This is a genomic window from Citrobacter sp. CK185 (assembly GCF_030333565.1).
Taxonomy (GTDB): Bacteria; Pseudomonadota; Gammaproteobacteria; order Enterobacterales; family Enterobacteriaceae; genus Citrobacter_B; species Citrobacter_B koseri.
This window is the reverse complement of the sequence record NZ_JAOWFR010000015.1, coordinates 66,851-89,214: the sequence shown is the minus strand read 5'-3', so window position 1 is coordinate 89,214 and position 22,364 is coordinate 66,851. Positions and strand designations below refer to the sequence as shown.

At 58.4% G+C, this 22,364-nt stretch carries 25 protein-coding genes; all 25 read left to right on the top strand.

Translation table 11 applies throughout. The annotated features are described in order from the left end of the window. The first annotated feature begins 63 nt into the window (after positions 1-63). Positions 64-1,113, top strand: a complete 1,050-nt coding sequence (locus tag OGV79_RS02695) for an AI-2E family transporter (RefSeq protein ID WP_047460519.1) — start codon at positions 64-66, stop codon at positions 1,111-1,113. 324 nt (positions 1,114-1,437) lie between these two features. Then, positions 1,438-1,815 (top strand): hypothetical protein, encoded by a 378-nt coding sequence (locus OGV79_RS02690; RefSeq protein ID WP_130028288.1) that lies wholly within the window; start codon positions 1,438-1,440, stop codon positions 1,813-1,815. 151 nt (positions 1,816-1,966) lie between these two features. Beyond that, positions 1,967-3,028, top strand: a complete 1,062-nt coding sequence (locus OGV79_RS02685) for a class I SAM-dependent methyltransferase (RefSeq protein WP_012135593.1) — start codon at positions 1,967-1,969, stop codon at positions 3,026-3,028. Positions 3,029-3,085: 57 nt separating this feature from the next. Then, entirely contained in the window at positions 3,086-3,808 is a 723-nt protein-coding gene (locus OGV79_RS02680; protein WP_114848077.1) for a beta-ketoacyl synthase chain length factor, read from the top strand. Between the two features lie 41 nt (positions 3,809-3,849). Next, positions 3,850-4,620: a lysophospholipid acyltransferase family protein gene (locus tag OGV79_RS02675; RefSeq protein WP_502873212.1), complete on the top strand. Its 771-nt coding sequence runs from the start codon at positions 3,850-3,852 to the stop codon at positions 4,618-4,620. Beyond that, the gene (locus tag OGV79_RS02670) at positions 4,601-4,858 is read left to right on the top strand and encodes a phosphopantetheine-binding protein (RefSeq protein ID WP_024131035.1); all 258 of its coding nucleotides are present in this window, start codon (positions 4,601-4,603) and stop codon (positions 4,856-4,858) included. The genes OGV79_RS02675 and OGV79_RS02670 overlap by 20 nt, the downstream gene beginning before the upstream one ends. A 12-nt stretch (positions 4,859-4,870) precedes the next feature. Further along, on the top strand, positions 4,871-5,122 hold the full coding sequence (locus OGV79_RS02665) for an acyl carrier protein (protein WP_012135597.1): 252 nt from the start codon (positions 4,871-4,873) through the stop codon (positions 5,120-5,122). Positions 5,123-5,128: 6 nt separating this feature from the next. After that, the gene (locus OGV79_RS02660; protein ID WP_024131036.1) at positions 5,129-5,710 is read left to right on the top strand and encodes a COG4648 family protein; all 582 of its coding nucleotides are present in this window, start codon (positions 5,129-5,131) and stop codon (positions 5,708-5,710) included. Further along, positions 5,707-7,068, top strand: coding sequence for a class I adenylate-forming enzyme family protein (locus tag OGV79_RS02655; protein ID WP_115626009.1), 1,362 nt, complete (start codon positions 5,707-5,709; stop codon positions 7,066-7,068). Before OGV79_RS02660 ends, OGV79_RS02655 begins: the two co-directional genes overlap by 4 nt. Further along, entirely contained in the window at positions 7,055-7,408 is a 354-nt protein-coding gene (locus OGV79_RS02650; protein ID WP_200075922.1) for an ApeI family dehydratase, read from the top strand. Before OGV79_RS02655 ends, OGV79_RS02650 begins: the two co-directional genes overlap by 14 nt. After that, entirely contained in the window at positions 7,399-9,090 is a 1,692-nt protein-coding gene (locus OGV79_RS02645; protein WP_286467108.1) for a glycosyltransferase family 2 protein, read from the top strand. The genes OGV79_RS02650 and OGV79_RS02645 overlap by 10 nt, the downstream gene beginning before the upstream one ends. A gap of 3 nt (positions 9,091-9,093) precedes the next feature. Then, positions 9,094-9,516, top strand: coding sequence for an acyl-CoA thioesterase (locus OGV79_RS02640; RefSeq protein ID WP_012135602.1), 423 nt, complete (start codon positions 9,094-9,096; stop codon positions 9,514-9,516). Next, the gene (locus OGV79_RS02635) at positions 9,513-10,118 is read left to right on the top strand and encodes a LolA family protein (RefSeq protein ID WP_047460500.1); all 606 of its coding nucleotides are present in this window, start codon (positions 9,513-9,515) and stop codon (positions 10,116-10,118) included. Before OGV79_RS02640 ends, OGV79_RS02635 begins: the two co-directional genes overlap by 4 nt. Further along, the gene (locus OGV79_RS02630; protein WP_286467104.1) at positions 10,087-12,411 is read left to right on the top strand and encodes an MMPL family transporter; all 2,325 of its coding nucleotides are present in this window, start codon (positions 10,087-10,089) and stop codon (positions 12,409-12,411) included. The genes OGV79_RS02635 and OGV79_RS02630 overlap by 32 nt, the downstream gene beginning before the upstream one ends. 122 nt (positions 12,412-12,533) lie before the next feature. Further along, on the top strand, positions 12,534-13,085 hold the full coding sequence (locus tag OGV79_RS02625) for a DUF3261 domain-containing protein (protein ID WP_198448740.1): 552 nt from the start codon (positions 12,534-12,536) through the stop codon (positions 13,083-13,085). A gap of 1 nt (position 13,086) precedes the next feature. Further along, entirely contained in the window at positions 13,087-14,256 is a 1,170-nt protein-coding gene (locus tag OGV79_RS02620) for a beta-ketoacyl-[acyl-carrier-protein] synthase family protein (protein ID WP_200093147.1), read from the top strand. Continuing rightward, positions 14,253-14,729 (top strand): hotdog family protein, encoded by a 477-nt coding sequence (locus OGV79_RS02615; protein WP_286467093.1) that lies wholly within the window; start codon positions 14,253-14,255, stop codon positions 14,727-14,729. The genes OGV79_RS02620 and OGV79_RS02615 overlap by 4 nt, the downstream gene beginning before the upstream one ends. Then, positions 14,726-15,457, top strand: coding sequence for a 3-ketoacyl-ACP reductase FabG2 (locus OGV79_RS02610; protein WP_104868075.1), 732 nt, complete (start codon positions 14,726-14,728; stop codon positions 15,455-15,457). Before OGV79_RS02615 ends, OGV79_RS02610 begins: the two co-directional genes overlap by 4 nt. Next, the gene (locus OGV79_RS02605) at positions 15,454-16,683 is read left to right on the top strand and encodes a beta-ketoacyl-ACP synthase (RefSeq protein WP_286467088.1); all 1,230 of its coding nucleotides are present in this window, start codon (positions 15,454-15,456) and stop codon (positions 16,681-16,683) included. The genes OGV79_RS02610 and OGV79_RS02605 overlap by 4 nt, the downstream gene beginning before the upstream one ends. Position 16,684: 1 nt before the next feature. After that, positions 16,685-17,272, top strand: coding sequence for a 4'-phosphopantetheinyl transferase AcpT (gene acpT, locus OGV79_RS02600; RefSeq protein WP_012135610.1), 588 nt, complete (start codon positions 16,685-16,687; stop codon positions 17,270-17,272). A gap of 175 nt (positions 17,273-17,447) precedes the next feature. Beyond that, positions 17,448-19,022, top strand: a complete 1,575-nt coding sequence (gene nikA, locus OGV79_RS02595; RefSeq protein ID WP_047460476.1) for a nickel ABC transporter substrate-binding protein — start codon at positions 17,448-17,450, stop codon at positions 19,020-19,022. After that, positions 19,022-19,966 carry a nickel ABC transporter permease subunit NikB gene (nikB, locus tag OGV79_RS02590; protein WP_012135612.1) on the top strand — a complete coding sequence of 315 codons (945 nt, stop codon included), beginning with the start codon at positions 19,022-19,024 and terminating at the stop codon, positions 19,964-19,966. Before nikA ends, nikB begins: the two co-directional genes overlap by 1 nt. After that, the gene (gene nikC, locus OGV79_RS02585) at positions 19,963-20,796 is read left to right on the top strand and encodes a nickel ABC transporter permease subunit NikC (RefSeq protein WP_012135613.1); all 834 of its coding nucleotides are present in this window, start codon (positions 19,963-19,965) and stop codon (positions 20,794-20,796) included. The genes nikB and nikC overlap by 4 nt, the downstream gene beginning before the upstream one ends. Then, the gene (gene nikD / locus OGV79_RS02580) at positions 20,796-21,560 is read left to right on the top strand and encodes a nickel import ATP-binding protein NikD (RefSeq protein ID WP_012135614.1); all 765 of its coding nucleotides are present in this window, start codon (positions 20,796-20,798) and stop codon (positions 21,558-21,560) included. The genes nikC and nikD overlap by 1 nt, the downstream gene beginning before the upstream one ends. Beyond that, a complete protein-coding gene (gene nikE, locus OGV79_RS02575; protein ID WP_104868070.1) occupies positions 21,557-22,363 on the top strand; it encodes a nickel import ATP-binding protein NikE in 807 nt (268 codons plus the stop codon). The genes nikD and nikE overlap by 4 nt, the downstream gene beginning before the upstream one ends. Position 22,364: the final 1 nt, after the last annotated feature.

Here is a 22,364-nt window from a genome sequence, read left to right as displayed (position 1 = left end):
GATTAAGAATATTGGTCTCAGGCCAGGCGCTACACTTAGAAAAAATGCAAAAAGGAAGATGACATGACAACCCCTCAACCCGACAAAACGGGGATGCATATTCTGCTCAAACTGGCGTCGTTGGTCGTCATACTGGCAGGGCTTCATGCCGCAGCAGATATTATTGTACAGCTCTTACTGGCGCTCTTTTTCGCCATTGTCCTCAACCCGCTGGTAACCTGGTTTATTCGTCGCGGCGTTAACCGCCCGGTGGCGATTACCCTCGTGGTGGTCGTGATGCTTATCGTGCTGACGGCGCTGATCGGCGTACTGGCTGCGTCAATCAATGAATTCGTCGCCATGCTGCCGAAATACAACAAGGAGCTGACGCGTAAGGTTCTGCATTTGCAGGAGATGCTGCCCTTCCTCAACCTGCACATGTCGCCGGAACGCCTGCTGCAACGCATCGACTCCGATAAACTGATGACCTTCACCACCACACTGATGACTGGCCTTTCCGGGGCGATGGCAAGCGTAGTCCTGCTGGTGATGACGGTGGTGTTTATGCTGTTCGAAGTCCGCCACGTTCCCTACAAACTGCGTTTCGCGCTGAACAACCCGCAAATTCACATTGCGGGTTTACACCGGGCGCTCAAAGGCGTGTCGCACTATCTGGCGCTGAAAACGCTGCTGAGCCTGTGGACCGGCGTGATTGTCTGGCTGGGGCTGGCGCTGATGGACATCCAGTTTGCGCTGATGTGGGGCGTGCTGGCGTTTTTACTCAACTATGTCCCTAATATTGGTTCGGTCATTTCAGCAGTGCCGCCGATGATTCAGGCACTGCTGTTCAACGGTTTCTACGAATGCGTTCTGGTCGGCGCGCTCTTTCTGGTGGTGCATATGATCATCGGCAATATCCTGGAACCACGCATGATGGGCCACCGCCTGGGAATGTCCACGCTGGTGGTGTTCCTCTCTTTACTGGTGTGGGGATGGTTATTAGGCCCGGTAGGGATGCTGCTTTCCGTTCCGCTTACCAGCGTCTGTAAGATCTGGATGGAGACCACCAAAGGCGGCAGCAAGCTGGCGATTTTGCTGGGGCCGGGTCGCCCGAAAAGTCGGTTGCCCGGATAATTAATTTACCTACCAACCAGGGTAGTTTTTATCTACGCACCTGCCCGGTAAACTGTCATGCGTTTTAAATATATGTGGCAGTTTACCTTAAATGAAATATGTCCTGCCGCCCGTTATTTAATAAATAAGAAACAGCATTCACCGGAATAAAGCGACTTAACTCAAACAGATATAACAATACCGCATTCAGTCGGTTTTCGCGTGAAATGAAAAATGCATAAAATAAAAACCGACGCCATTATGGCTGGCGTTCGTTATTAATAAATTAATAAGCACATTATTAGTCAACTAGTTAATTGATAGGGAGTTTTCATGAAACAATTCATTAAATGGTTTGCCGCTATTGCGGTTGTGGGTGCTCTGGCGGGTTGCGCGCGTACTGCGCCTATCGATCAGGTTCACTCCAGCGTGAGCGCGGGCCATACTCAGGAGCAGGTCAAAAACGCCATTCTGAAGGCCGGCGTTCAACGTCAATGGATCATGTCTGAAGTCGGGCCAGGCGTTATCAAAGGACGTCAGCAGACGCGCAACCACGTCGCTGAAGTGCGCATTACCTACTCCACCACCGGCTACGACATCAAATACGACAGCAGCCTCAATTTGCAGGCTTCCGGCGGCAAAATTCACAAAAACTACAACCGCTGGGTACATAACCTGGACAAAGACATCCAGGTTAACTTGTCCGCAGGCGCGGGTCTGTAATTCAGGCGGTACGCACTTTCATTCAGGCGGCATTGAGCTGAACGTTCACGCGTCAAAAGCGGCGGCCTGAAAGATGACGCGGATTATTAAAGTCGGGTCGAAGACGGCCCGATAACTCGCTTTTACCCCCTCTTAACAGGTTGTCCCCATTATGTACGAACAGGACTCGCTCAGCGCACTGGATGCCATCACGGAAGCACAACGTATCGCCTTCGCCCCCATGCTTTTCCAGGCCGCATTGTGTCTGCGTAACGCGGGTGTGCTGACATATCTGGATCGGCAGGGTAAACGCGGCGCAACGCTCGACGATATCACTGAAAACAGCAGCATCAATGAATATGCCGCCAGCGTACTGCTGGATATGGGATTAAGCGGACGTATTATTACTCACAAAGAGGGGCATTATTATCTCGCGAAGGTGGGGCATTTTCTTCTGCATGACGCCATGACCCGCATAAATATGGATTTCACCCAGGATGTTTGCTATCAGGGGCTGTTTTATCTGGAAAATGCGCTAAAGGAAGGCAAACCGTCAGGACTGAAAATATTCGGCGACTGGCCAACGATTTATCCCGCGCTGTCGCAATTACCGCAGGCGGCGCGTGACAGCTGGTTCGCCTTCGATCATTACTATTCCGACGGCGCATTTGACGCCGCGCTGCCTTATGTATTCGCCAGTCGCCCGGCAACCCTGTACGATGTGGGCGGAAATACCGGGAAATGGGCATTACGCTGCTGCCAGTACGATGAAAATATCGCGGTCACTTTATTAGATTTGCCACAACAAATTGCACTTGCCCGTAAAAATATCGAAAATGCAGGATTATCTCATCGCATAGATTTCCATGCAGTGGATATGCTGGGTGATACGCCTTTACCTGGAGAGGCCGATATCTGGTGGATGAGCCAATTTCTGGACTGCTTTTCACCGGAACAGATTATCACCATGCTCAGTAACGTTGCCCGCGTGATGAAACCCGGCGCAAGGCTGTGCATTATGGAGCTGTTCTGGGATGCGCAGAAATTTGAAGCGGCCTCTTTTAGCCTGAATGCGTCTTCGCTTTATTTTACCTGTATGGCAAATGGCAACAGCCGTTTCTACAGCGTAGAGAAGTTTTATCACTATCTGGACATGGCAGGGTTTCAGGTGGATGAACGCCATGACAACCTGGGCGTTGGGCATACTTTATTGATATGCCAAAAGAAAAAATAACAAAGTGACGTTAAAAAAACGTCACTGGTATCACCGGATTACCGCGGACGCGCGTTGATGAAATTTGCACTAAACATAACAGACTGGCAGGCCAGAGCCCCAGGACTTAGCGAAGCGACCCACTGGCAGCAGTGGTCGCGGGAGCCGTACGCCATCGATCCCGCCGCGCCGCAGGCAAAACTGCACGAACTCCCGATGATGACCGCCCGGCGGCTCAGTTCCGGCAGCAAACTGGCGGTAGAGTGCGGGCTGGCCATGCTGCGTCGCCACGATATCGACGCGGTGCTCTATACCAGCCGCCACGGCGAACTGGAGCGTAACTACCGCATCCTGCACGCGCTGGCGATGGAACAGGCGCTTTCTCCCACCGATTTCGCCCTGTCAGTACACAATTCCGCGGTCGGTAATCTGACCATTGCCGCAAAACAGCCAGTTGTCTCATCCTCGCTTTCCGCCGGGAGAGACACCTTCCAGCAAGGGTTGTGCGAAGTGATGTGCCTGCTTCAGGCGGGTTATCAGCGGGTATTGATGGTCGATTTCGACGGCTTCCTGCCCGAGTTTTACCATCCGCGATTACCGCCGCAGATGCCGACCTGGCCTTACGCCGTCGCCTTTGTCATTGAAGCGGGGAATTCGCTGTCCTGCGCCACGCGTCCCGGCGCGCCTCAGGATGAAACGCCGCTTCCGCAAAGCCTGCTGTTTTTACAGCGTTACTTACAAAACGCCGACGCCTTTACGCTGCCGGGCGAGCGGGTAGAGTGGCAGTGGAGCCGCGCGTGAATACGCTTCTGGCGCGCCTGGATTGGGCATGGCGACTGGTGATGACCGGTTTTTGTTTTGCCCTGTTCGGCATCGGCGGGCTGTTGCTTTCTGTCGTGTGGTTCAACTTATTGTTACTATTGGTATGTAACCCCGTCAGACGCCGCCGCCTGGCCCGTCGCAGCATTGCGGCCAGTTTTCGCGCCTTTTTAACGGTAGCGAAAACGCTTGGCGTTCTGGACTACCGCATTGAGGGGAGTGACGTGCTGCGACAGGAGAAAGGGTGTCTGGTGGTGGCGAACCATCCCACGCTTATCGATTACGTGCTGCTGGCTTCCGTCATGCCCGAAACCGACTGCCTGGTGAAGAGCGCACTGCTGAAAAACCCGTTCGTCAGCGGCGTTATTCGCGCGGCGGACTACCTGATAAACAGCCAGGCCGACGCGCTGTTACCGGCCTGCCAGCAGCGTCTGGATCAGGGCGACACAATATTGATTTTCCCCGAAGGGACGCGAACGCGACCCGGTGAAAAAATGACGCTGCAACGCGGCGCGGCCAATATCGCCGTGCGCTGCGGCAGCGATTTACGCGTAGTGACTATCCACTGTAGCGAGCATCTGCTGGATAAGCAGAGCAAATGGTATGACGTGCCTCCCGCGAAACCTCTGTTTACCGTAGAGGTGCGCGAGCGGATCGCGATCGACCCGTTTAACGATGCAAATTTACAAGAACCGGCGCTGGCGGCAAGGCAGTTGAACCGGCATCTTTTGCTTCAATTACAACCAGGTGCTACACCTCTTTCAGGAATTAATGATGCAAGCGCTCTACCTTGAAATTAAAAATCTCATAATAAATACGCTGAATCTGGACGAGCTGTCCGCTGACGATATCGATACCGAGGCGGCGCTCTTTGGTGATGGTTTAGGACTGGATTCGATCGATGCCCTTGAGCTGGGGCTGGCGGTGAAAAACCAGTATGGCGTGGTGCTCTCCGCAGAGAGCGAAGAGATGCGTCAGCACTTCTTTTCCGTCGCCACGCTGGCATCTTTCATTCACGCTCAACGTGCCTGAGGCGAGTCCGTTATGACAGAACAACATGCCATTTATGAAGAAGTCTCCGCGCTTCTGGTCAAACTGTTTGAAATCGACCCTCAGGACATCAAACCTGAGGCGCGCCTGTATGAAGATCTGGAGCTGGACAGCATCGACGCCGTCGACATGATCGTGCATCTGCAAAAGAAAACCGGTAAGAAAATCAAGCCGGAAGAGTTCAAAGCGGTGCGTACCGTGCAGGATGTCGTCGACGCCGTAGAACGCCTGCTGAAAGAAGCGTAATACGCCATGTCAGGCGCTCACGCGCGTATGGGTATTCAGTTGCTGACCGGCCTGATGCTGCTGGCCTGGCCATTTTTGATCTGGTTTGGGCTGACGCATAACAGCCTCCACTGGCTGCTGCCGCTGATGGCGTTGCTGCTCTTTTTACGCTTTCGTCAGACCCGGCGACAGGCGGGGCCGCTGCGCGTCGTCACTCAGGTGGCGGCGGTGGCGGGCATAGCGCTTTGCGTCGCCAGCTATCTGCTTAAAACACATCAACTGCTGCTGTTTTACCCGGTTGTTGTTAACGGCGTCATGCTTGCCGTTTTTGGCGGCTCGCTGTGGACATCCATGCCGATTGTCGAACGTCTGGCGCGACTGCGTGAACCTGCGCTGCCGGAAGCCGCAGTGCGCTACACCCGTCGCGTAACACAAATCTGGTGCGCTTTTTTCATCGGCAACGGCGGTATTGCGCTCTTTACCGCGCTACACGGCGACATGGCGCTATGGACTGCCTGGAACGGCATGATTGCCTATCTGCTGATGGGCGCGTTGATGGCGGGCGAGTGGCTGGTGCGCCGCCAGGTGATTAAACGAGAAACACAATGAAGCAGACCCTTCCGCTCTCCCGCTGGCTCACCGCGCCACGCCCGGATGAAACGCCTGTTGCCTGGCTGGGTGAGGACACCTGGACGCTGGGCCACCTGCGCCATGACGTCGCGCAGTTGGTGAAACACCTGCAACAGCAGGAGGGCGAGCGCTGGGCGCTGTGTTTTGAGAACAGCTATCTGTTTATTGTTGCGCTGCTGGCAACGCTGCATAGCGGAAAAACGCCCGTTATTCCGGGGCATAACCGCGTCTCTCTGCTGGATGAGCAGCGCGCGCTGTTCAACGGCGTGCTCAGCGATAAGACGTCTGGCTGGCACGGCCCGCTGCTGGTGGTCAATACATCACGACAGTTCAGCGCAGAAGCCTTCACATTCGACGATATTGACGCCGATGCCTTCGTTGAATTGTTTACCTCTGGCTCCACCGGTCAGCCCAAGCGCATCATCAAACCCATCGCGCGGCTGGATTGCGAGGCCGAACTGCTGGCGATGCGTTTTGCCGACCGCCTGGCAGGCTGTCGCGTCGTGGCGTCAGTCGTTCCTCAGCATCTGTACGGTCTGACTTTCCGTATTTTCCTGCCGATGGCACTCGGCCTGCCGCTTCATGCCGCAATGCTCTACTACGCAGAGCAGCTTGCCGCGCTAAGCCACGACCACCGCTATGCGTTTATCAGCAGTCCGGCGTTCCTGAAACGCCTCGACCACCGGCTCACGCCGCCGCCGGTCAACATGATCCTTTCCGCAGGCGGTATGCTGCCCTGGGGCGATGTCACGCAAACTGCCGCCTGGCTCAATATCTGGCCGGATGAAATCTATGGCAGCACCGAAACCGGCATTCTCGCCTGGCGCTACCGCCAGCAGGAGGAGATCGCCTGGCTCCCCTTCCCCGGCGTACATTTTCAGCCGGAGGGCGAAGCATTTCGCGCCTTTTCGCCGCTGATCGTGCAGCAGGACGGCCTGTTGCTCGACGATATCCTCCAGTTTGATGAGAACGGCCAGTTCCGCCTGATGGGACGCCGGGGGCGCGTCGTCAAAATTGAAGAGAAACGGATCTCGCTCAGCGAAGTTGAACAGCGGCTGCTGGAGCTGAAGGGCATCCGCGAGGCGGTCGCGCTGCCTGTTTCACGCGGCGGTCGTCAGGGCATTGGCGTTCTGCTGGTGCTGGATGACGAAACCCGCCAACAATGGCAGCGCTGCGGCGGCAAAGCCCAGGAGCTGACCTGGCGTCGTTCGCTGCTGCCGTGGCTGGAGCCGGTTGCCGTACCTCGCTACTGGCGCGTGATCGACGAGATCCCGGTCAACAGTATGAACAAGCGTGTCTATGCGCAATTACAGGAGTTATTTCATGATACCCCATGAAATTGAGCGCCATCAGGCACAACCCCAACAGCTTGAGATCGTCCTGCATCTCGACCCTTCCCTGTTCTGGTTCAGCGGCCACTTTACCGTGCAGCCGCTGTTGCCCGGCGTCGCGCAGCTGGACTGGGTGATGCATTACGCCACCACGCTGCTCACGCCCGGCTGGCGTTTTCACAGCATCCAGAACGTCAAATTCCAGGCGCCGCTGCTGCCTGAAACCACGGTGACGCTGACCCTGAGCTGGCAGGAAACCCGCCAGCTCCTGACGTTTAGCTATCAGCGTCACAATGGCGACGCGCGGCATACCGCCAGCAGCGGGAAGATCCGGTTATGCCGTTGACCTTCACTCCCTGCGTGCTCATCCCCTGCTACAACCACGGCGCGATGATGGCGCGGGTGCTGGCGCGGCTACAGCCGTTTAATCTGCCCTGCATTGTGGTGGATGACGGCAGTGACGAAACAACACGTCAGCGATTAGCACAGCTGGCGGCTCAGGAACCGAACCTGACGCTGATCCGCCTGCCGGAAAACGCGGGCAAAGGCGCTGCGGTGATTCGTGGGCTACAGGCAGCCTCAGACGCGGGATTTACCCACGCGGTGCAGGTGGACGCCGACGGCCAGCATGCCATTGAAGATATTCCGAAGCTGCTCGAACTGGCGCAGGAAAACCCAGCCGCGCTGATCTCCGGGCAGCCGATCTATGACGATTCCATTCCCCGTTCGCGCCTGTACGGTCGCTGGATAACCCACGTCTGGGTATGGATTGAAACGCTTTCGTTCCAGTTGAAAGACAGCATGTGCGGGTTTCGCGTGTATCCGGTCGCCCCTGTGCTGCAACTGGCGCAGCGCGTCACGCTCGGCAAACGGATGGACTTCGACACCGAAGTCATGGTGCGCCTCTACTGGCAGGGCAACACCAGCTATTTTGTCCCGACCCGCGTTACCTATCCGCTGGATGGACTGTCCCATTTTGACGCGCTAAAAGACAACTGCCGAATTTCACTGATGCACACCCGCTTGTTCTTCGGCATGCTGCCGCGCATCCCGTCTTTGCTGTTTCGCCGCTCGTCGCCGCACTGGGCGCGCCAACAGGAAGTTAAAGGGCTGTGGGGAATGCGCCTGATGCTGCTGGTCTGGCGTCTGCTTGGGCGTAAGGCGTTCTCGCTGCTGCTTTATCCGGTGGTCGGCATCTACTGGCTGACGGCAGCGCACGCCCGCAACGCGTCGCAACACTGGCTGACCCGCGTGCGAACGCAGCTGACGTCACGCCAGCGCCCCGTTCCGTCCCGGCTGACCAGCTTCCACCACTTTCTGCGTTTTGGCGAGGCGATGCTGGATAAAATCGCCAGCTGGCGCGGGGAGCTACAGTTTGGCCGCGATGTGGTCTTTGCGCCGGGCGCAGAAGAGACGCTCAACATCACGGCGCCAACGGGCAAACTGTTGCTGGCCTCGCATCTGGGCGATGTCGAAGCCTGCCGCGCGCTGGCGCAATTGCAGGGCAGCAAAACCATCAACGCTCTGGTGTTCAGCGACAATGCCCAACGTTTTAAACAGATCATGGACGAGATGGCGCCGCAGGCCGGGCTGAACCTGATGCCCGTCACCGACATCGGCCCGGACACCGCCATCCTGCTGAAAGAGAAGCTGGAACGCGGCGAGTGGATCGCCATTGTTGGCGACCGTATTGCGGTTAACCCACAGCGTGGCGGCGAGTGGCGCGTCTGCTGGAGCCGTTTTATGGGCCAGCCCGCGCCGTTTCCGCAGGGGCCATTTATTCTGGCCTCCATCCTGCGCTGCCCGGTTCAGCTTATTTTCGCTCTGCGCCAGAACGGGAAACGGCATATCCACTGTGAACCGTTCGCCGACCCGCTGCTGTTGCCGCGCGCCGAACGCCAGCAGGCATTACAGCAGGCCATCGACCGCTACGCCGAACGCCTTGAGCACTACGCGCTACAGTCGCCACTCGACTGGTTTAATTTTTTCGATTTCTGGCAGTTGCCGGATGCCAAAAACAAGGAGTAAAGGGTGCTTAACGATCCCCGTTTTACTGCTGAAGTAGAACTGACCATTCCGTTCCACGACGTCGATATGATGGGCGTCGCGTGGCACGGCAACTATTTCCGCTACTTCGAGATTGCCCGTGAGGCGCTGCTCAACCAGTTCGACTACGGCTACCGCCAGATGAAAGCGTCCGGCTACCTGTGGCCCGTGGTCGATACCCGCGTGAAGTACCGCAACGCGCTGACATTCGAACAACGCATTCGGGTGCGCGCCCGTCTTGAAGAGTACGAAAACCGCCTGCGCATCGGCTACGAAATTTTTGATGCGCAGACGGGAAAACGCGCCACGACGGGTTACACCATCCAGGTTGCGGTAGAAGAGAAAAGCCGCGAGATGTGCTTCGTCAGCCCGGATATTTTGTTTGAACGTATGGGAGTAACGCCATGAGATTCCTGCCGCTGCTGGCGCTGATCATCAGCCCGTTCGTGAGCGCTCTGACGCTCGACGATCTGCAACAGCGCTTTACCGAACAGCCGGTTGTCCGCGCCCACTTCGATCAAACCCGGACGATTAAGGATCTGCCGCAGCCGCTGCGATCCCAGGGCAGGATGCTGATCGCTCGCGACCAGGGGCTGCTGTGGGATCAAACCGCCCCGTTCCCGATGCAGCTGCTGCTGGACGACAAACGGATGGTGCAGGTGATCAACGGCCAGCCGCCGCAGGTCATCACCGCCGAAAACAACCCGCAGATGTTCCAGTTTAACCACCTGCTGCGCGCGCTGTTCCAGGCTGACCGCAGCGTGCTGGAGCAGAACTTCCGCGTCGATTTCGCCGATAAAGGCGAGGGGCGCTGGGCGCTGCGGCTAACGCCGATCACCACGCCGCTGGACAAGATTTTCGCCACGATTGACCTGGCCGGACAAACGTATCTGGAGTCAATCCAACTGAATGATAAACAAGGCGATCGCACAGATATCGCACTCACTCAACACCAACTGACGCCCGCTCAACTGACTGATGACGAACGCCAACGTTTTACCGCGCAATAACCGTAAAAGCCTCGCGCTGCTATGGGGTGTCGCCTGCCTGATTATGTTGGGTGCATTGCTGACGCTGCTGCCCCAGTCACGGCTGAACAGCAGCGTGCTGGCAATGCTGCCAAAACAGGCTTTAGGGAACATTCCGCCTGGCCTGAACGACGGTTTCATGCAGCGCCTCGACCAACAGTTGGTCTGGCTGGTAAGTCCAGGTAAACAGGCCGATCCGCAGGTGGCGCGCGACTGGCTCGCGCTGTTGCAAAAATCCCACGCGCTGGCGGACGTCAAAGGCCCGATGGACGCCGACAGCCAGCAGGCATGGGGCGCCTTTTTCTGGCAGCATCGCAACGGCCTGATCGATGAGGCCACCCGCGCTCGTCTGCAAAACGGCGGCGACGCGCAGGCGCAGTGGATTCTGTCTCAGCTGTATTCCGCCTTCTCCGGGGTGAGCGGTAAAGAGCTGCAAAACGATCCGCTGATGCTGATGCGCGGTTCGCAGCTGGCGATGGCGAAAAACGGCCAGCGTCTGCGGCTGATGGACGGCTGGCTGGTCACTCAGGATGAGCAGGGGCACTACTGGTATCTGCTGCACGGCGAGCTGGCCGGTTCGTCGTTTGATATGCAGCAAACGCACCAGCTCGTCACCACGCTCAGCGCGCTGGAAGGTGAACTAAAAACGCGTTATCCGCAGGCGCAGCTGCTGTCGCGCGGTACGGTTTTTTACAGTGATTACGCCAGCCAGCAGGCGAAACAGGATGTTTCCACCCTTGGCGTGGCGACGGTTCTGGGCGTGATTCTGCTGATCGTGGCGGTCTTTCGCTCGCTGCGCCCGCTGCTGCTGTGCCTGATATCAATTGGCGTCGGCGCGCTGGCCGGAACCGTCGTCACCCTGCTGATTTTTGGCGAGCTGCACCTGATGACGCTGGTGATGAGCATGAGCATCATCGGCATTTCGGCCGACTATACGCTTTATTACCTGACCGAGCGCATGGTGCACGGCAACGACGCGTCGCCGTGGCAGAGCCTCGCCAAAGTGCGTAACGCCCTGCTGCTGGCGCTGCTGACCACCGTCGCGGCGTATCTGATCATGATGCTCGCTCCTTTCCCCGGCATTCGCCAGATGGCGGTATTTGCCGCCGTGGGATTAAGCGCCTCCTGCCTGACGGTCATTTTCTGGCATCCGTGGCTGTGTCGCGGGCTGCCTGTGCGCCCCGTTCCGGCAATGGTGCTGATGTTGCGCTGGCTGGCGGCGTGGCGGCGCAATAAAAAACTGTCCATCGGCCTGCCTGTGGCGCTGGCGATCTTCTCGCTGGCGGGCATCGCAACGCTGCATGTGGATGACGATATTTCACAGCTACAGGCGCTGCCGCAGCAAATACTGGCGCAGGAAAAAGCGATCACCGCCCTGACCGGGCAGAGCGTCGATCAGAAATGGTTTGTGGTTTACGGTCAGTCCGCACAGCAAACGCTGGAGCGGCTGGAAGCCTTTACCCCAGCGCTGGAACAGGCAAAACGTGACGGGCTGCTCAGCGGCTATCGCACGCTTCCGATCAACTCGCTCGCCCGTCAGCAGCAGGATCTGAGGCTACTGAAAAACGCCGCTCCGGCGGTGAGCCGCGCGCTACAGAATGCCGGGCTTTCCACGGTTAACCCGGATCTGAACGCCATGCCGGTAACGGTGGACGCCTGGCTTGCCAGCCCGGCCAGCGAAGGCTGGCGGCTGCTGTGGTTGACGCGGGAGAATGGCGAAAGCGGCGTGCTGGTGCCGGTAGACGGCGTGAAGCGAAGCGCCGCGCTGAACGCCCTCGCCACGCAATATTCCGGCGTGGCGTGGGTTGACCGAAAAAGCACCTTCGACACACTGTTCGCCCTCTATCGCAATGTGCTGACGGGACTGCTGTTTGTGGCGCTGGCGGTCATTGCCTGCGGCGCGATGATCAGGCTTGGCTGGCGCAAAGGGCTGGTAAGCCTGGTGCCGTCAGTGCTGTCGCTGGGCTGCGGTCTGGCGGCGCTGACATTGAGCGGCCATGCGGTCAATCTGTTCTCGCTATTGGCGCTGGTGCTGGTGCTGGGGATTGGCATCAACTATACGCTGTTTTTCAGCAACCCACGCGGAACGCCGCTGACCTCACTACTGGCGATTACGCTGGCGATGATGACCACGCTGCTGACCCTCGGCATGCTGGTCTTTAGCGCCACCCAGGCCATCAGCAGTTTCGGTATCGTACTGGTCAGCGGGATTTTCACCGCATTTCTGTTATCGCCTCTGGCAATGCCCGGTAAAAAAGAGAAAAAAAGAAGATGATCAAACAAACAGCGCGCTGGTTGAGACACCTTTTGCCGGATGGCGGCTTTGCCTTATCCGGCCTACGCCAGCGCACAAACCGCAGGCCGGATAAGCATAGTGCCATCCGGCAATTTCTGCTGATGACCGCGGCACTCGTTCTGACCGGATGCAGCCACTCGCAGAAAGCGCCGGAAGGCCGCCCGCAGGCGTGGCTGGAACCCGGCGCGCGCGTCACGCTGCCTGCGCCGGGCATCTCTCCGGCGGTCAGTTCGCAACAACTGCTCACCGGCAGCTTTAACGGCAAAACCCAGTCGCTGCTGGTGATGCTCAATGCCGACGAGCAAAAAATCACCCTTGCCGGACTGTCGTCGGTTGGCATCCGCCTGTTCCTTGTCACCTATGATGAGAAAGGGCTGCACACCGAGCAGTCCATCGTGGTGCCGCAGTTGCCGCCCGCCAGCCAGGTTCTGGCCGACGTAATGCTCAGCCACTGGCCGATTAGCGCCTGGCAGCCGCAGTTGCCGACGGGCTGGACGCTCACCGACAACGGCGACAAACGCGAGCTGCGCAATGCCAGCGGTAAGCTGGTGACGGAAATTATCTATCTGAACCGCAAAGGCAAACGCGAGCCAATCAGCATTGAGCAGCATGTGTTCAAATACCACATCACCATTCAATATCTGGGTGACTGATATGATCTATATTTCTGCGGTCGGTATGATCAACGCGCTGGGCAACGATACGGATGAGATCGCCACGAACCTGACGCGCGGCGTGGCGCCTGGTATGCGCCCTCGCCCCGGCTGGCTACAGGGGCATCCACAGGCGGTGCTCGCCGGTGTTGACGGCGAACTGCCCGCCATCCCCGATGACTTTGCCGCTCACCGTTCGCGCAACAATCAGCTGCTGCTGGCCGCGCTCGCGCAGATCCAGCCCCGGGTGGATGAAGCCATCGCGCAGTATGGCCGCGATCGCGTCGCCGTGGTGCTCGGCACCAGCACCTCCGGCCTCGACGAGGGTGATGCCCATGTCAACCTGACGCTAAACGGCCAGGAAAGCCTCTCCTGGCAGTACCCGCAGCAGGAGCTGGGCGATCCGTCGCGCTTTCTCAGCCACTGGCTGGCGCTTGATGGCCCGGCGTTCACCCTTTCCACCGCCTGTTCCTCCAGCGCCAGAGCGATCATCAGCGGACGCCGACTGATCGAAGCCGGTCTGGCAGACGTGGCGATTGTCGGCGGCGCGGACACCTTAAGCCGGATGCCGATTAACGGCTTCCACAGCCTGGAGTCGCTCTCTCCAACGCGATGCCTGCCGTTCGGCCGGGATCGCAGCGGCATTACCATCGGTGAAGGGGCCGCGCTGATGCTGCTGACCCGCGAACCGCAGCCTGTCGCGCTGCTGGGCGTCGGCGAGTCCAGCGACGCGTACCATATTTCCGCGCCGCATCCGCAAGGTGAAGGCGCGATTCGCGCGATTACCCAGGCGCTCAATGACGCAGGCATCACGCCGACGCAGGTGGGTTATATCAACCTGCACGGCACCGCCACGCCGCTCAACGACCAGATCGAATCGAAAGTCGTGAGTGAACTGTTTGGCGAGAATGTGCCCTGTAGCTCCACCAAACATCTGACCGGGCACACACTGGGCGCAGCAGGAATCACCGAAGCCGCCCTCAGCATGTTGATTCTGCAACGCGACTTGCCGCTGCCGCCGCAGGATTTCAGCGATTCGCCGCGTGACCCGGCGTTGCCGCGCTGCGGCATCATCGAACAACCGCGCGCGCTTGAACGCCCGGTGATCTTATCTAACTCGTTCGCCTTTGGCGGCAACAACGCCAGCATTCTGCTCGGGAGGGTTTCATGAGTCGCTATTTATCACCCGGCGAGTATCTGCCGCATGACGCCCCCATGTTGCTGCTCGAAGACGTCGAGTACGTCACGGACGAGTCCGCCGCCTGCCGCGTCACCGTGGCGCCAGGCAGCGTGCTGGCCCCGTTTCTTGACCCGCAGGGCAATCTGCCCGGCTGGTTCGCGCTGGAACTGATGGCGCAAACCGTCGGCGTCTGGTCAGGCTGGCATCGTCATCAACAGGGTCAGAGCGCCATCTCTTTGGGCATGGTGCTCGGCGCGCGTGAACTCGTCTGCGCCGCAGGCGCCCTCCCCGCCGGGGAAACGCTGACCATCAGGGCCACATTACTCATGCAGGATGAGCGTTTCGGCAGCTTTGAATGCACAATCGACGTGGGGGATGACACGCTGGCGACAGGCCGCGTAAATACGTTCCAGCCCACGCAGGAAGAACTCACCACGCTATTTCAACAGGGAGCTGCAACATGAGTCGTTCCGTTCTGGTTACCGGGGCCAGCAAAGGCATCGGTCGCGCCATCGCCCGTCAACTGGCGGCTGACGGCTTTGTTGTCGGGGTTCACTATCACCGTGACGCGCAGGGCGCGCAAGAAACGCTGGATGCCATTCTCGCCGTCGGCGGCGCAGGCCGTCTGCTCAGTTTTGACGTCGCCAGTCGCGAGCAGTGCCGCGAGGTACTGGAGCAGGATATCGACGCGCATGGCCCGTGGTATGGCATAGTCAGCAACGCCGGGATCACCCGCGACGCTGCCTTTCCGGCGCTGAGCGACGACGACTGGGATGCCGTGATCCACACCAATCTCGACAGCTTTTACAATGTGATTCAGCCGTGCATCATGCCGATGATTAGCGCACGTCAGGGTGGACGGATCATTACCCTGTCATCCGTTTCCGGCGTGATGGGCAACCGTGGTCAGGTTAACTACAGCGCCGCAAAAGCGGGCATTATCGGTGCGACAAAAGCGCTGGCGATTGAGCTGGCAAAACGTAAAATCACCGTCAACTGCATCGCGCCGGGGCTGATTGACACCGGCATGATCGCAATGGAAGAGGCCGCGCTGAAAGAGGCGATGTCCATCATCCCAATGAAACGTATGGGCCAGGCAGATGAAGTGGCAGGGCTGGCCAGTTATTTAATGTCGGATATTGCGGGTTACGTTACCCGCCAGGTCATATCCATCAATGGAGGGATGTTATGACGCGTCGCGTTGTGATTACAGGCATGGGCGGCGTCACCGCGTTTGGCGAGAACTGGCAGGACGTTTCCACCAGACTGAACGCTTACGAAAACGCCGTGCGCCAGATGCCGGAATGGCAGGTTTATGACGGACTGCATACGCTGCTCGGCGCGCCAGTCGATGATTTCACCCTACCGGCACACTATACCCGCAAGCGTATTCGGGCGATGGGCCGTGTGTCGCTCATGTCCACCCGCGCCACCGAATTGGCGCTGGAACAGGCAGGGCTTATCGACGATACGGTGCTGACCAACGGCGAAACCGGGATTGCCTATGGTTCTTCTACCGGCAGTACCGGCCCGGTGAGCGAATTCGCCACCATGCTGACGGAAAAACACACCAACAACATCACCGGCACCACTTACGTGCAGATGATGCCGCACACCACCGCCGTCAACACCGGGCTGTTCTTTGGCCTGCGGGGCCGCGTGATCCCGACGTCCAGCGCCTGCACCTCCGGCAGTCAGGCGATTGGTTATGCCTGGGAAGCGATTCGTCACGGCTACCAGACGGTGATGGTCGCCGGCGGCGCAGAAGAGTTATGCCCGTCTGAAGCGGCGGTTTTTGACACGCTGTTCGCCACCAGCCAGCGCAATGACGAACCGAAAACGACGCCTTCGCCGTTCGATGAAAAGCGCGATGGGCTGGTAATTGGCGAAGGCGCAGGGACGCTGATTCTCGAAGAACTGGAACATGCCAAAGCCCGAGGGGCGACCATTTACGGCGAAATCATCGGCTTTGCCACTAACTGCGACGCCGCGCATATCACCCAGCCACAGCGTGAAACCATGCAGATTTGCATGGAACAATCGCTGAAAATAGCAGGTTTAAGCGCACAGGATATAGGGTACATTTCCGCCCACGGCACGGCGACCGATCGGGGCGATATCGCAGAAAGTCAGGCAACGGCCGCAATTTATAGCGATAATGTGCCGATCTCCTCGCTAAAAAGCTACTTTGGGCATACCCTTGGCGCCTGCGGGGCACTGGAAGCCTGGATGAGTCTGCAAATGATGCGTGAAGGTTGGTTTGCACCTACGCTAAACTTGAGTCAGCCGGATACCCAATGCGGCGCGCTGGATTACATCATGGGTGAAGCCCGCAAGATTGATTGTGAATTTTTGCAAAGCAACAACTTTGCGTTTGGCGGCATCAATACTTCTATCATTATTAAACGTTGGCCCTGATATGTACCGGATTGTTCTGGGAAAAGTTTCGACACTGAGCACAGGCGCGCTGCCGTCGCCACTGTACGCACAGGCGCCGCAGGGCGCGCGCCGCGCGCGCTGGCTGGCCGGTCGCGTACTGCTTTCCCATGCCCTTTCGCCATTGCCGGAGATTGTGTATGGCGAACAGGGAAAACCTGCTTTTTCTCCTGACACCCGGCTCTGGTTTAACCTGAGTCATAGCGGGGACGATATCGCCCTGCTGCTGAGCGACGAGGGCGAAGTCGGCTGCGACATTGAAGTGATCCGCCCGCGAGATAACTGGCGGTCGCTGGCCAACGCGGTGTTCAGCCTTGGCGAACATGCGGAAGTAGAAGCCGAACATCCCGAACAACAGTTGACGGCGTTCTGGCGCATCTGGACGCGCAAAGAGGCTATCGTAAAACAGCGCGGCGGCAGCGCCTGGCAAATCGTCAGCGTGGACAGCACGCTCAACTCGGCGTTGTCGGTCAGCCAGTGCCAGCTCGATACCCTGAGTCTGGCGGTCTGCACGCCGACACCGTTCACGCTGACCGCCGATTGCGTGCAGCGCCTGGAATCCATCGCGTAAATTTGTTGCGGAAAAGGGGCGCACCCGGTGTCCCTTCCGCCGCCGCTACCATATGATTTTCGTATACCTTTCCCCTTTGACCGCCCAACTATTGATCCAGAACACGTCAAAAGTATGATGAATCTTTAGAATCGTCATACTCATTTAGTCGTACCTCTTTTTAATCGGGGCCACCATTTTGTCCAGACTACGCCGCACACTTTTTGCGCTGCTGGCCTGTGCGTCATTCCTCGCGCATGCCGCCGCACCTGACGAGATCACCACCGCATGGCCGGTAAACGTAGGGCCGCTAAACCCGCACCTTTATACGCCTAACCAGATGTTCGCCCAGAGCATGGTGTATGAACCGCTGGTGAAGTATCAGGCGGATGGTTCAGTAAAACCCTGGCTGGCAAAAAGCTGGACCCACTCGGCAGATGGCAAAACCTGGGTGTTTACGCTGCGCGATGACGTAACCTTCTCTAACGGCGAAGCGTTTGACGCCCAGGCCGCAGCAGAGAATTTCCGCGCGGTGCTTGATAACCGCCAGCGCCATGCCTGGCTGGAGCTGACGAACCAAATCACCGACGTCAAAGCGCTGAGTAAAACCGAACTGCAAATCACCCTGAAAAGCGCCTATTATCCTTTCCTGCAAGAACTCGCCCTGCCGCGCCCTTTCCGCTTTATCGCCCCGTCCCAGTTTAAAAATAACGAAACGATGAACGGCATTAAAGCGCCTGTCGGAACCGGGCCGTGGGTTCTGAAAGCGTCGAAGCTCAACCAGTACGACGTGCTGGTACGCAATGACCACTACTGGGGCGAGAAGCCCGCGATCCGCCAGATAACGATTAAAGTGATCCCGGACCCGACGACCCGCGCGGTGGCCTTTGAGACCGGCGATATTGACCTGCTGTATGGCAATGAAGGACTGCTGCCGCTCGATACCTTCGCCCGTTTCAGCCAGACGCCGGAATACCGTACCCAGCTTTCCGCGCCGGTTGAGACCGTCATGCTGGCGCTGAACTCCGCCAAAGCGCCAACCAACGAGCTGGCGGTGCGTGAAGCGCTGAACTATGCGGTAAATAAAAAATCGCTGATCGATAATGCCCTGTACGGCACCCAGCAGATCGCCGATACGCTGTTTGCCCCCTCCGTGCCTTACGCCGACATTGGCCTGAAACCACGCCAGTACGATCCCCAACAGGCTAACGCGCTGCTGGAAAAAGCGGGCTGGACATTGCCTGCCGGGAAAACCATTCGTGAAAAAGCCGGTCAACCGCTGCACGTTGAGCTGGCCTATATCGGCACCGACGCGCTGAGCAAATCGATGGCGGAAATCATCCAGGCCGATATGCGCAAAGTGGGCGTCGATGTGTCGCTGGTAGGCGAGGAAGAGAGCAGTATTTATGCCCGTATGCGCGATGGCCGTTTCGGGATGATTTTCTCCCGCACCTGGGGCGCGCCATACGATCCGCATGCGTTTATGAGCTCAATGCGCGTACCGTCCCACGCCGATTATCAGGCGCAGCTTGGGCTGCCGGACAAAGCGCAAATTGATAAAGAAATTGGCGAGGTGCTCACCACCACCGATGAGGCGCAGCGTAAGTCTCTGTATCGCGACATCCTGACGCGTCTGCATAACGATGCGGTGTATCTGCCCATCAGCTATATGTCGATGATGGTGGTGGCGAAACCCGAGCTGGGGAAAATTCCTTATGCGCCCATTACCTCCGAGATCCCATTTGAACAGATCAACCCGGTGAAACCCTGATGCTGCGTTATATTGTGCGGCGCATTTTGCTGCTGATCCCGATGATTTTCGCCGCGTCGGTAATTATCTTTTTAATGCTGCGCATGGGCACCGGCGACCCGGCGCTCGACTATCTGCGGCTCTCTAACTTACCGCCAACGCCAGAGATGGTCGCCTCCACGCGGGTTATGCTGGGGTTGGATCAACCGCTGGTCGTGCAGTACGGCTCCTGGCTGTGGAAAGCGCTGCATCTGGATTTTGGCATCTCTTTCGCCACTCAGCGCCCGGTGCTGGAGGACGTACTGAACTTTCTGCCCGCCACGCTACAGCTGGCGGGCGCGGCGCTGGTGCTGATCCTGCTCACGTCTGTACCGCTGGGGATCTGGGCGGCGCGCCATCGTGACCGTCTGCCGGACTTCATCGTGCGGCTGATCGCGTTTCTCGGCGTATCAATGCCCAACTTCTGGCTCGCCTTCCTGCTGGTGATGTTCTTCTCGGTGTATTTAAAGTGGCTACCGGCAATGGGCTACGGCGGCTGGCAGCACATCATTCTGCCTGCGGTGTCGATTGCGTTTATGTCGCTGGCGATTAACGCCCGCCTGCTGCGCGCCAGCATGCTGGAAGTCGCCGGTCAGCGCCACGTCACATGGGCGCGTCTGCGCGGCCTGAACGCGAAACAAACCGAGCGCCGCCATATTCTGCGTAACGCGTCGCTACCCATGATTACCGCCGTCGGGATGCACATTGGCGAACTGATTGGCGGCACGATGATTATCGAAAACATCTTCGCCTGGCCGGGCGTCGGGCGCTATGCGGTGTCAGCCATTTTTAACCGCGACTACCCGGTCATTCAGTGCTTTACGCTCATTATGGTGGTGGTTTTCGTGGTCTGTAACCTGATTGTTGACCTGCTGAACGCCGCGCTGGACCCGCGCATTCGTCGCCATGAAGGAGCGCATTCGTGAATTTTTTTCTCTCTGCACGCTGGCCGGTGCGCCTGGCGCTCCTCATTATCGCTTTGCTGGCGATCATCGCGCTCACCAGCCAGTGGTGGTTGCCGTACGATCCGCAGGCGATTGATTTACCGTCACGTTTACTGTCGCCGGACAGCCAGCACTGGCTGGGCACCGACCATCTGGGGCGCGATATTTTCTCCCGCCTGCTGGCGGCAACCCGCGTCTCGCTCGGTTCCGTAATCGCCTGTTTGTTGCTGGTGTTAGCGCTGGGGCTGATCGTCGGCGGCAGCGCCGGACTGATGGGCGGTCGCGTCGATCAGTTCACCATGCGCGTCGCGGATATCTTTATGACGTTCCCGACCTCCATCCTCTCTTTTTTCCTCGTGGGCGTGTTGGGGACGGGGTTGACCAACGTCATCATCGCAATCGCCCTGTCGCACTGGGCCTGGTATGCGCGGATGGTGCGCAGCCTGGTGATCTCCCTGCGCCAGCGTGAATTTGTGCTCGCCTCGCGCCTTTCCGGCGCCGGGCATGTGCGCGTGTTTATCGACCACCTGGCCGGGGCGGTGATCCCCTCCCTGCTCGTGCTGGCGACGCTGGATATCGGTCATATGATGCTGCACGTCGCCGGGATGTCATTCCTCGGCCTCGGCGTCACTGCGCCAACGCCGGAATGGGGCGTAATGATTAACGATGCGCGCCAGTATATCTGGACTCAGCCGCTACAGATGTTCTGGCCGGGACTGGCGCTGTTTATCAGCGTGATGGCCTTTAACATGGTGGGTGACGCCCTGCGCGATCACCTCGACCCTCATCTGGTGACGGAGCATGCCCACTGATGCCACAACAAATTGAATTACAAAACATTGTGTTGCAAGCAGACAGACCGTTGGTGCACGGCGTGTCGTTAGCGCTCAGGCGCGGGCGCGTACTGGCGCTGGTGGGCGGCAGCGGCAGCGGTAAATCGCTGACCTGCGCGGCGGCGCTGGGCATCCTGCCCGCAGGCGTGCGTCAGACAGCGGGCGCCATTCTGGCCGATGGTCAGCCGATTTCCCCCTGCAAGCTGCGTGGAATTAAGGTCGCGACCATCATGCAGAACCCGCGCAGCGCCTTTAATCCGCTGCACACGATGGCGGCCCACGCAAAAGAAACCTGCCTGGCGTCAGGTAAACCGGCGGATGACGCCACGCTTATCGCGGCGCTGGAGGCGGTAGGTCTGGAAAATGCCGCGCGGGTGCTGAAGCTTTATCCGTTCGAGATGAGCGGCGGCATGCTGCAACGCATGATGATTGCAATGGCGCTGCTGTGCGACGCGCCGTTCATCATCGCGGACGAACCAACAACCGACCTGGACGTGGTCGCCCAGGCACGAATTCTCGATCTCCTGGAAAGCATTATGCGCAGCCGCGCGCCCGGTATGCTGCTGGTCACTCATGATATGGGCGTCGTCGCGCGACTGGCGGACGATGTGGCAGTAATGGACAACGGCAAGATCGTAGAACTGGGTGACGTTGAAACGTTATTCCGCACTCCGCAGCATAGCGTGACGCGTAATCTGGTTTCGGCGCATCTCGCGCTGTACGGTATGGAGTTAGCCTCATGACGTTACTGACGGTAAGCGGTATTTCCCATCAATACGCGCACGCTAACCTCAGCGGCAAACATCAGCATCACACGGTGCTGAAAGAGGTGTCATTAAGCCTGAAAAGCGGCGAAACCGTGGCGTTATTGGGGCGTAGCGGCTGCGGGAAAAGCACGCTTGCCCGCCTGCTGGTCGGGCTGGAATCGCCGACGCAGGGCCGCGTCTGCTGGCAGGGCGAGCCGCTCTCCACGCTTAACCGGGCCAGACAAAAAGCGTTTCGCCGTGATATCCAGATGGTGTTTCAGGACTCAATCAGCGCGGTAAACCCGCGTAAAACCGTACGCGAGATCCTGCGTGAACCGATGCGCCATTTGCTGTCGCTTTCCAGAGCCGAGCAAATCGCGCGCGCCAGCGAGATGCTGCGGGCGGTGGATCTGGACGACACGCTTCTGGATAAACGTCCGCCACAGCTGAGCGGCGGGCAATTACAGCGCGTCTGCCTGGCGCGGGCGCTGGCGGTCGAACCCAAATTACTGATTCTGGATGAAGCGGTCTCCAACCTCGATCTGGTATTGCAGGCGGGCGTCATTCGTCTGCTCAAAAAGCTGCAACAGCAGTTCGGCACCGCCTGTCTGTTTATCACCCACGATTTACGTCTGGTGGAACGTTTTTGCCACCGGGTAATGGTGATGGATGAAGGGCAGATTGTTGAGACGCGAACCGTAGGTGACACATTAACCTTTTCCTCTGACGCCGGGCGTGTGTTACAAAATGCGGTACTTCCCGCATTTCCCGTGCGCCGTCGCGCAACAGAAAAGGTTTAAT

Coding starts and splice junctions, on each gene's coding strand:
- OGV79_RS02660 (WP_024131036.1), top strand. CDS start 5,129: ATGTCAGGCGCTCACGCGCGTATGGGTATTCAGTTGCTGACCGGCCTG.
- OGV79_RS02610 (WP_104868075.1), top strand. CDS start 14,726: ATGAGTCGTTCCGTTCTGGTTACCGGGGCCAGCAAAGGCATCGGTCGC.
- OGV79_RS02680 (WP_114848077.1), top strand. CDS start 3,086: ATGAAATTTGCACTAAACATAACAGACTGGCAGGCCAGAGCCCCAGGA.
- OGV79_RS02695 (WP_047460519.1), top strand. CDS start 64: ATGACAACCCCTCAACCCGACAAAACGGGGATGCATATTCTGCTCAAA.
- OGV79_RS02675 (WP_502873212.1), top strand. CDS start 3,850: ATGACCGGTTTTTGTTTTGCCCTGTTCGGCATCGGCGGGCTGTTGCTT.
- nikD (WP_012135614.1), top strand. CDS start 20,796: ATGCCACAACAAATTGAATTACAAAACATTGTGTTGCAAGCAGACAGA.
- OGV79_RS02605 (WP_286467088.1), top strand. CDS start 15,454: ATGACGCGTCGCGTTGTGATTACAGGCATGGGCGGCGTCACCGCGTTT.
- OGV79_RS02670 (WP_024131035.1), top strand. CDS start 4,601: ATGCAAGCGCTCTACCTTGAAATTAAAAATCTCATAATAAATACGCTG.
- OGV79_RS02645 (WP_286467108.1), top strand. CDS start 7,399: ATGCCGTTGACCTTCACTCCCTGCGTGCTCATCCCCTGCTACAACCAC.
- OGV79_RS02630 (WP_286467104.1), top strand. CDS start 10,087: ATGACGAACGCCAACGTTTTACCGCGCAATAACCGTAAAAGCCTCGCG.
- OGV79_RS02615 (WP_286467093.1), top strand. CDS start 14,253: ATGAGTCGCTATTTATCACCCGGCGAGTATCTGCCGCATGACGCCCCC.
- OGV79_RS02625 (WP_198448740.1), top strand. CDS start 12,534: ATGACCGCGGCACTCGTTCTGACCGGATGCAGCCACTCGCAGAAAGCG.
- OGV79_RS02650 (WP_200075922.1), top strand. CDS start 7,055: ATGATACCCCATGAAATTGAGCGCCATCAGGCACAACCCCAACAGCTT.
- nikB (WP_012135612.1), top strand. CDS start 19,022: ATGCTGCGTTATATTGTGCGGCGCATTTTGCTGCTGATCCCGATGATT.
- OGV79_RS02665 (WP_012135597.1), top strand. CDS start 4,871: ATGACAGAACAACATGCCATTTATGAAGAAGTCTCCGCGCTTCTGGTC.
- nikE (WP_104868070.1), top strand. CDS start 21,557: ATGACGTTACTGACGGTAAGCGGTATTTCCCATCAATACGCGCACGCT.
- OGV79_RS02655 (WP_115626009.1), top strand. CDS start 5,707: ATGAAGCAGACCCTTCCGCTCTCCCGCTGGCTCACCGCGCCACGCCCG.
- OGV79_RS02635 (WP_047460500.1), top strand. CDS start 9,513: ATGAGATTCCTGCCGCTGCTGGCGCTGATCATCAGCCCGTTCGTGAGC.
- acpT (WP_012135610.1), top strand. CDS start 16,685: ATGTACCGGATTGTTCTGGGAAAAGTTTCGACACTGAGCACAGGCGCG.
- OGV79_RS02620 (WP_200093147.1), top strand. CDS start 13,087: ATGATCTATATTTCTGCGGTCGGTATGATCAACGCGCTGGGCAACGAT.
- OGV79_RS02685 (WP_012135593.1), top strand. CDS start 1,967: ATGTACGAACAGGACTCGCTCAGCGCACTGGATGCCATCACGGAAGCA.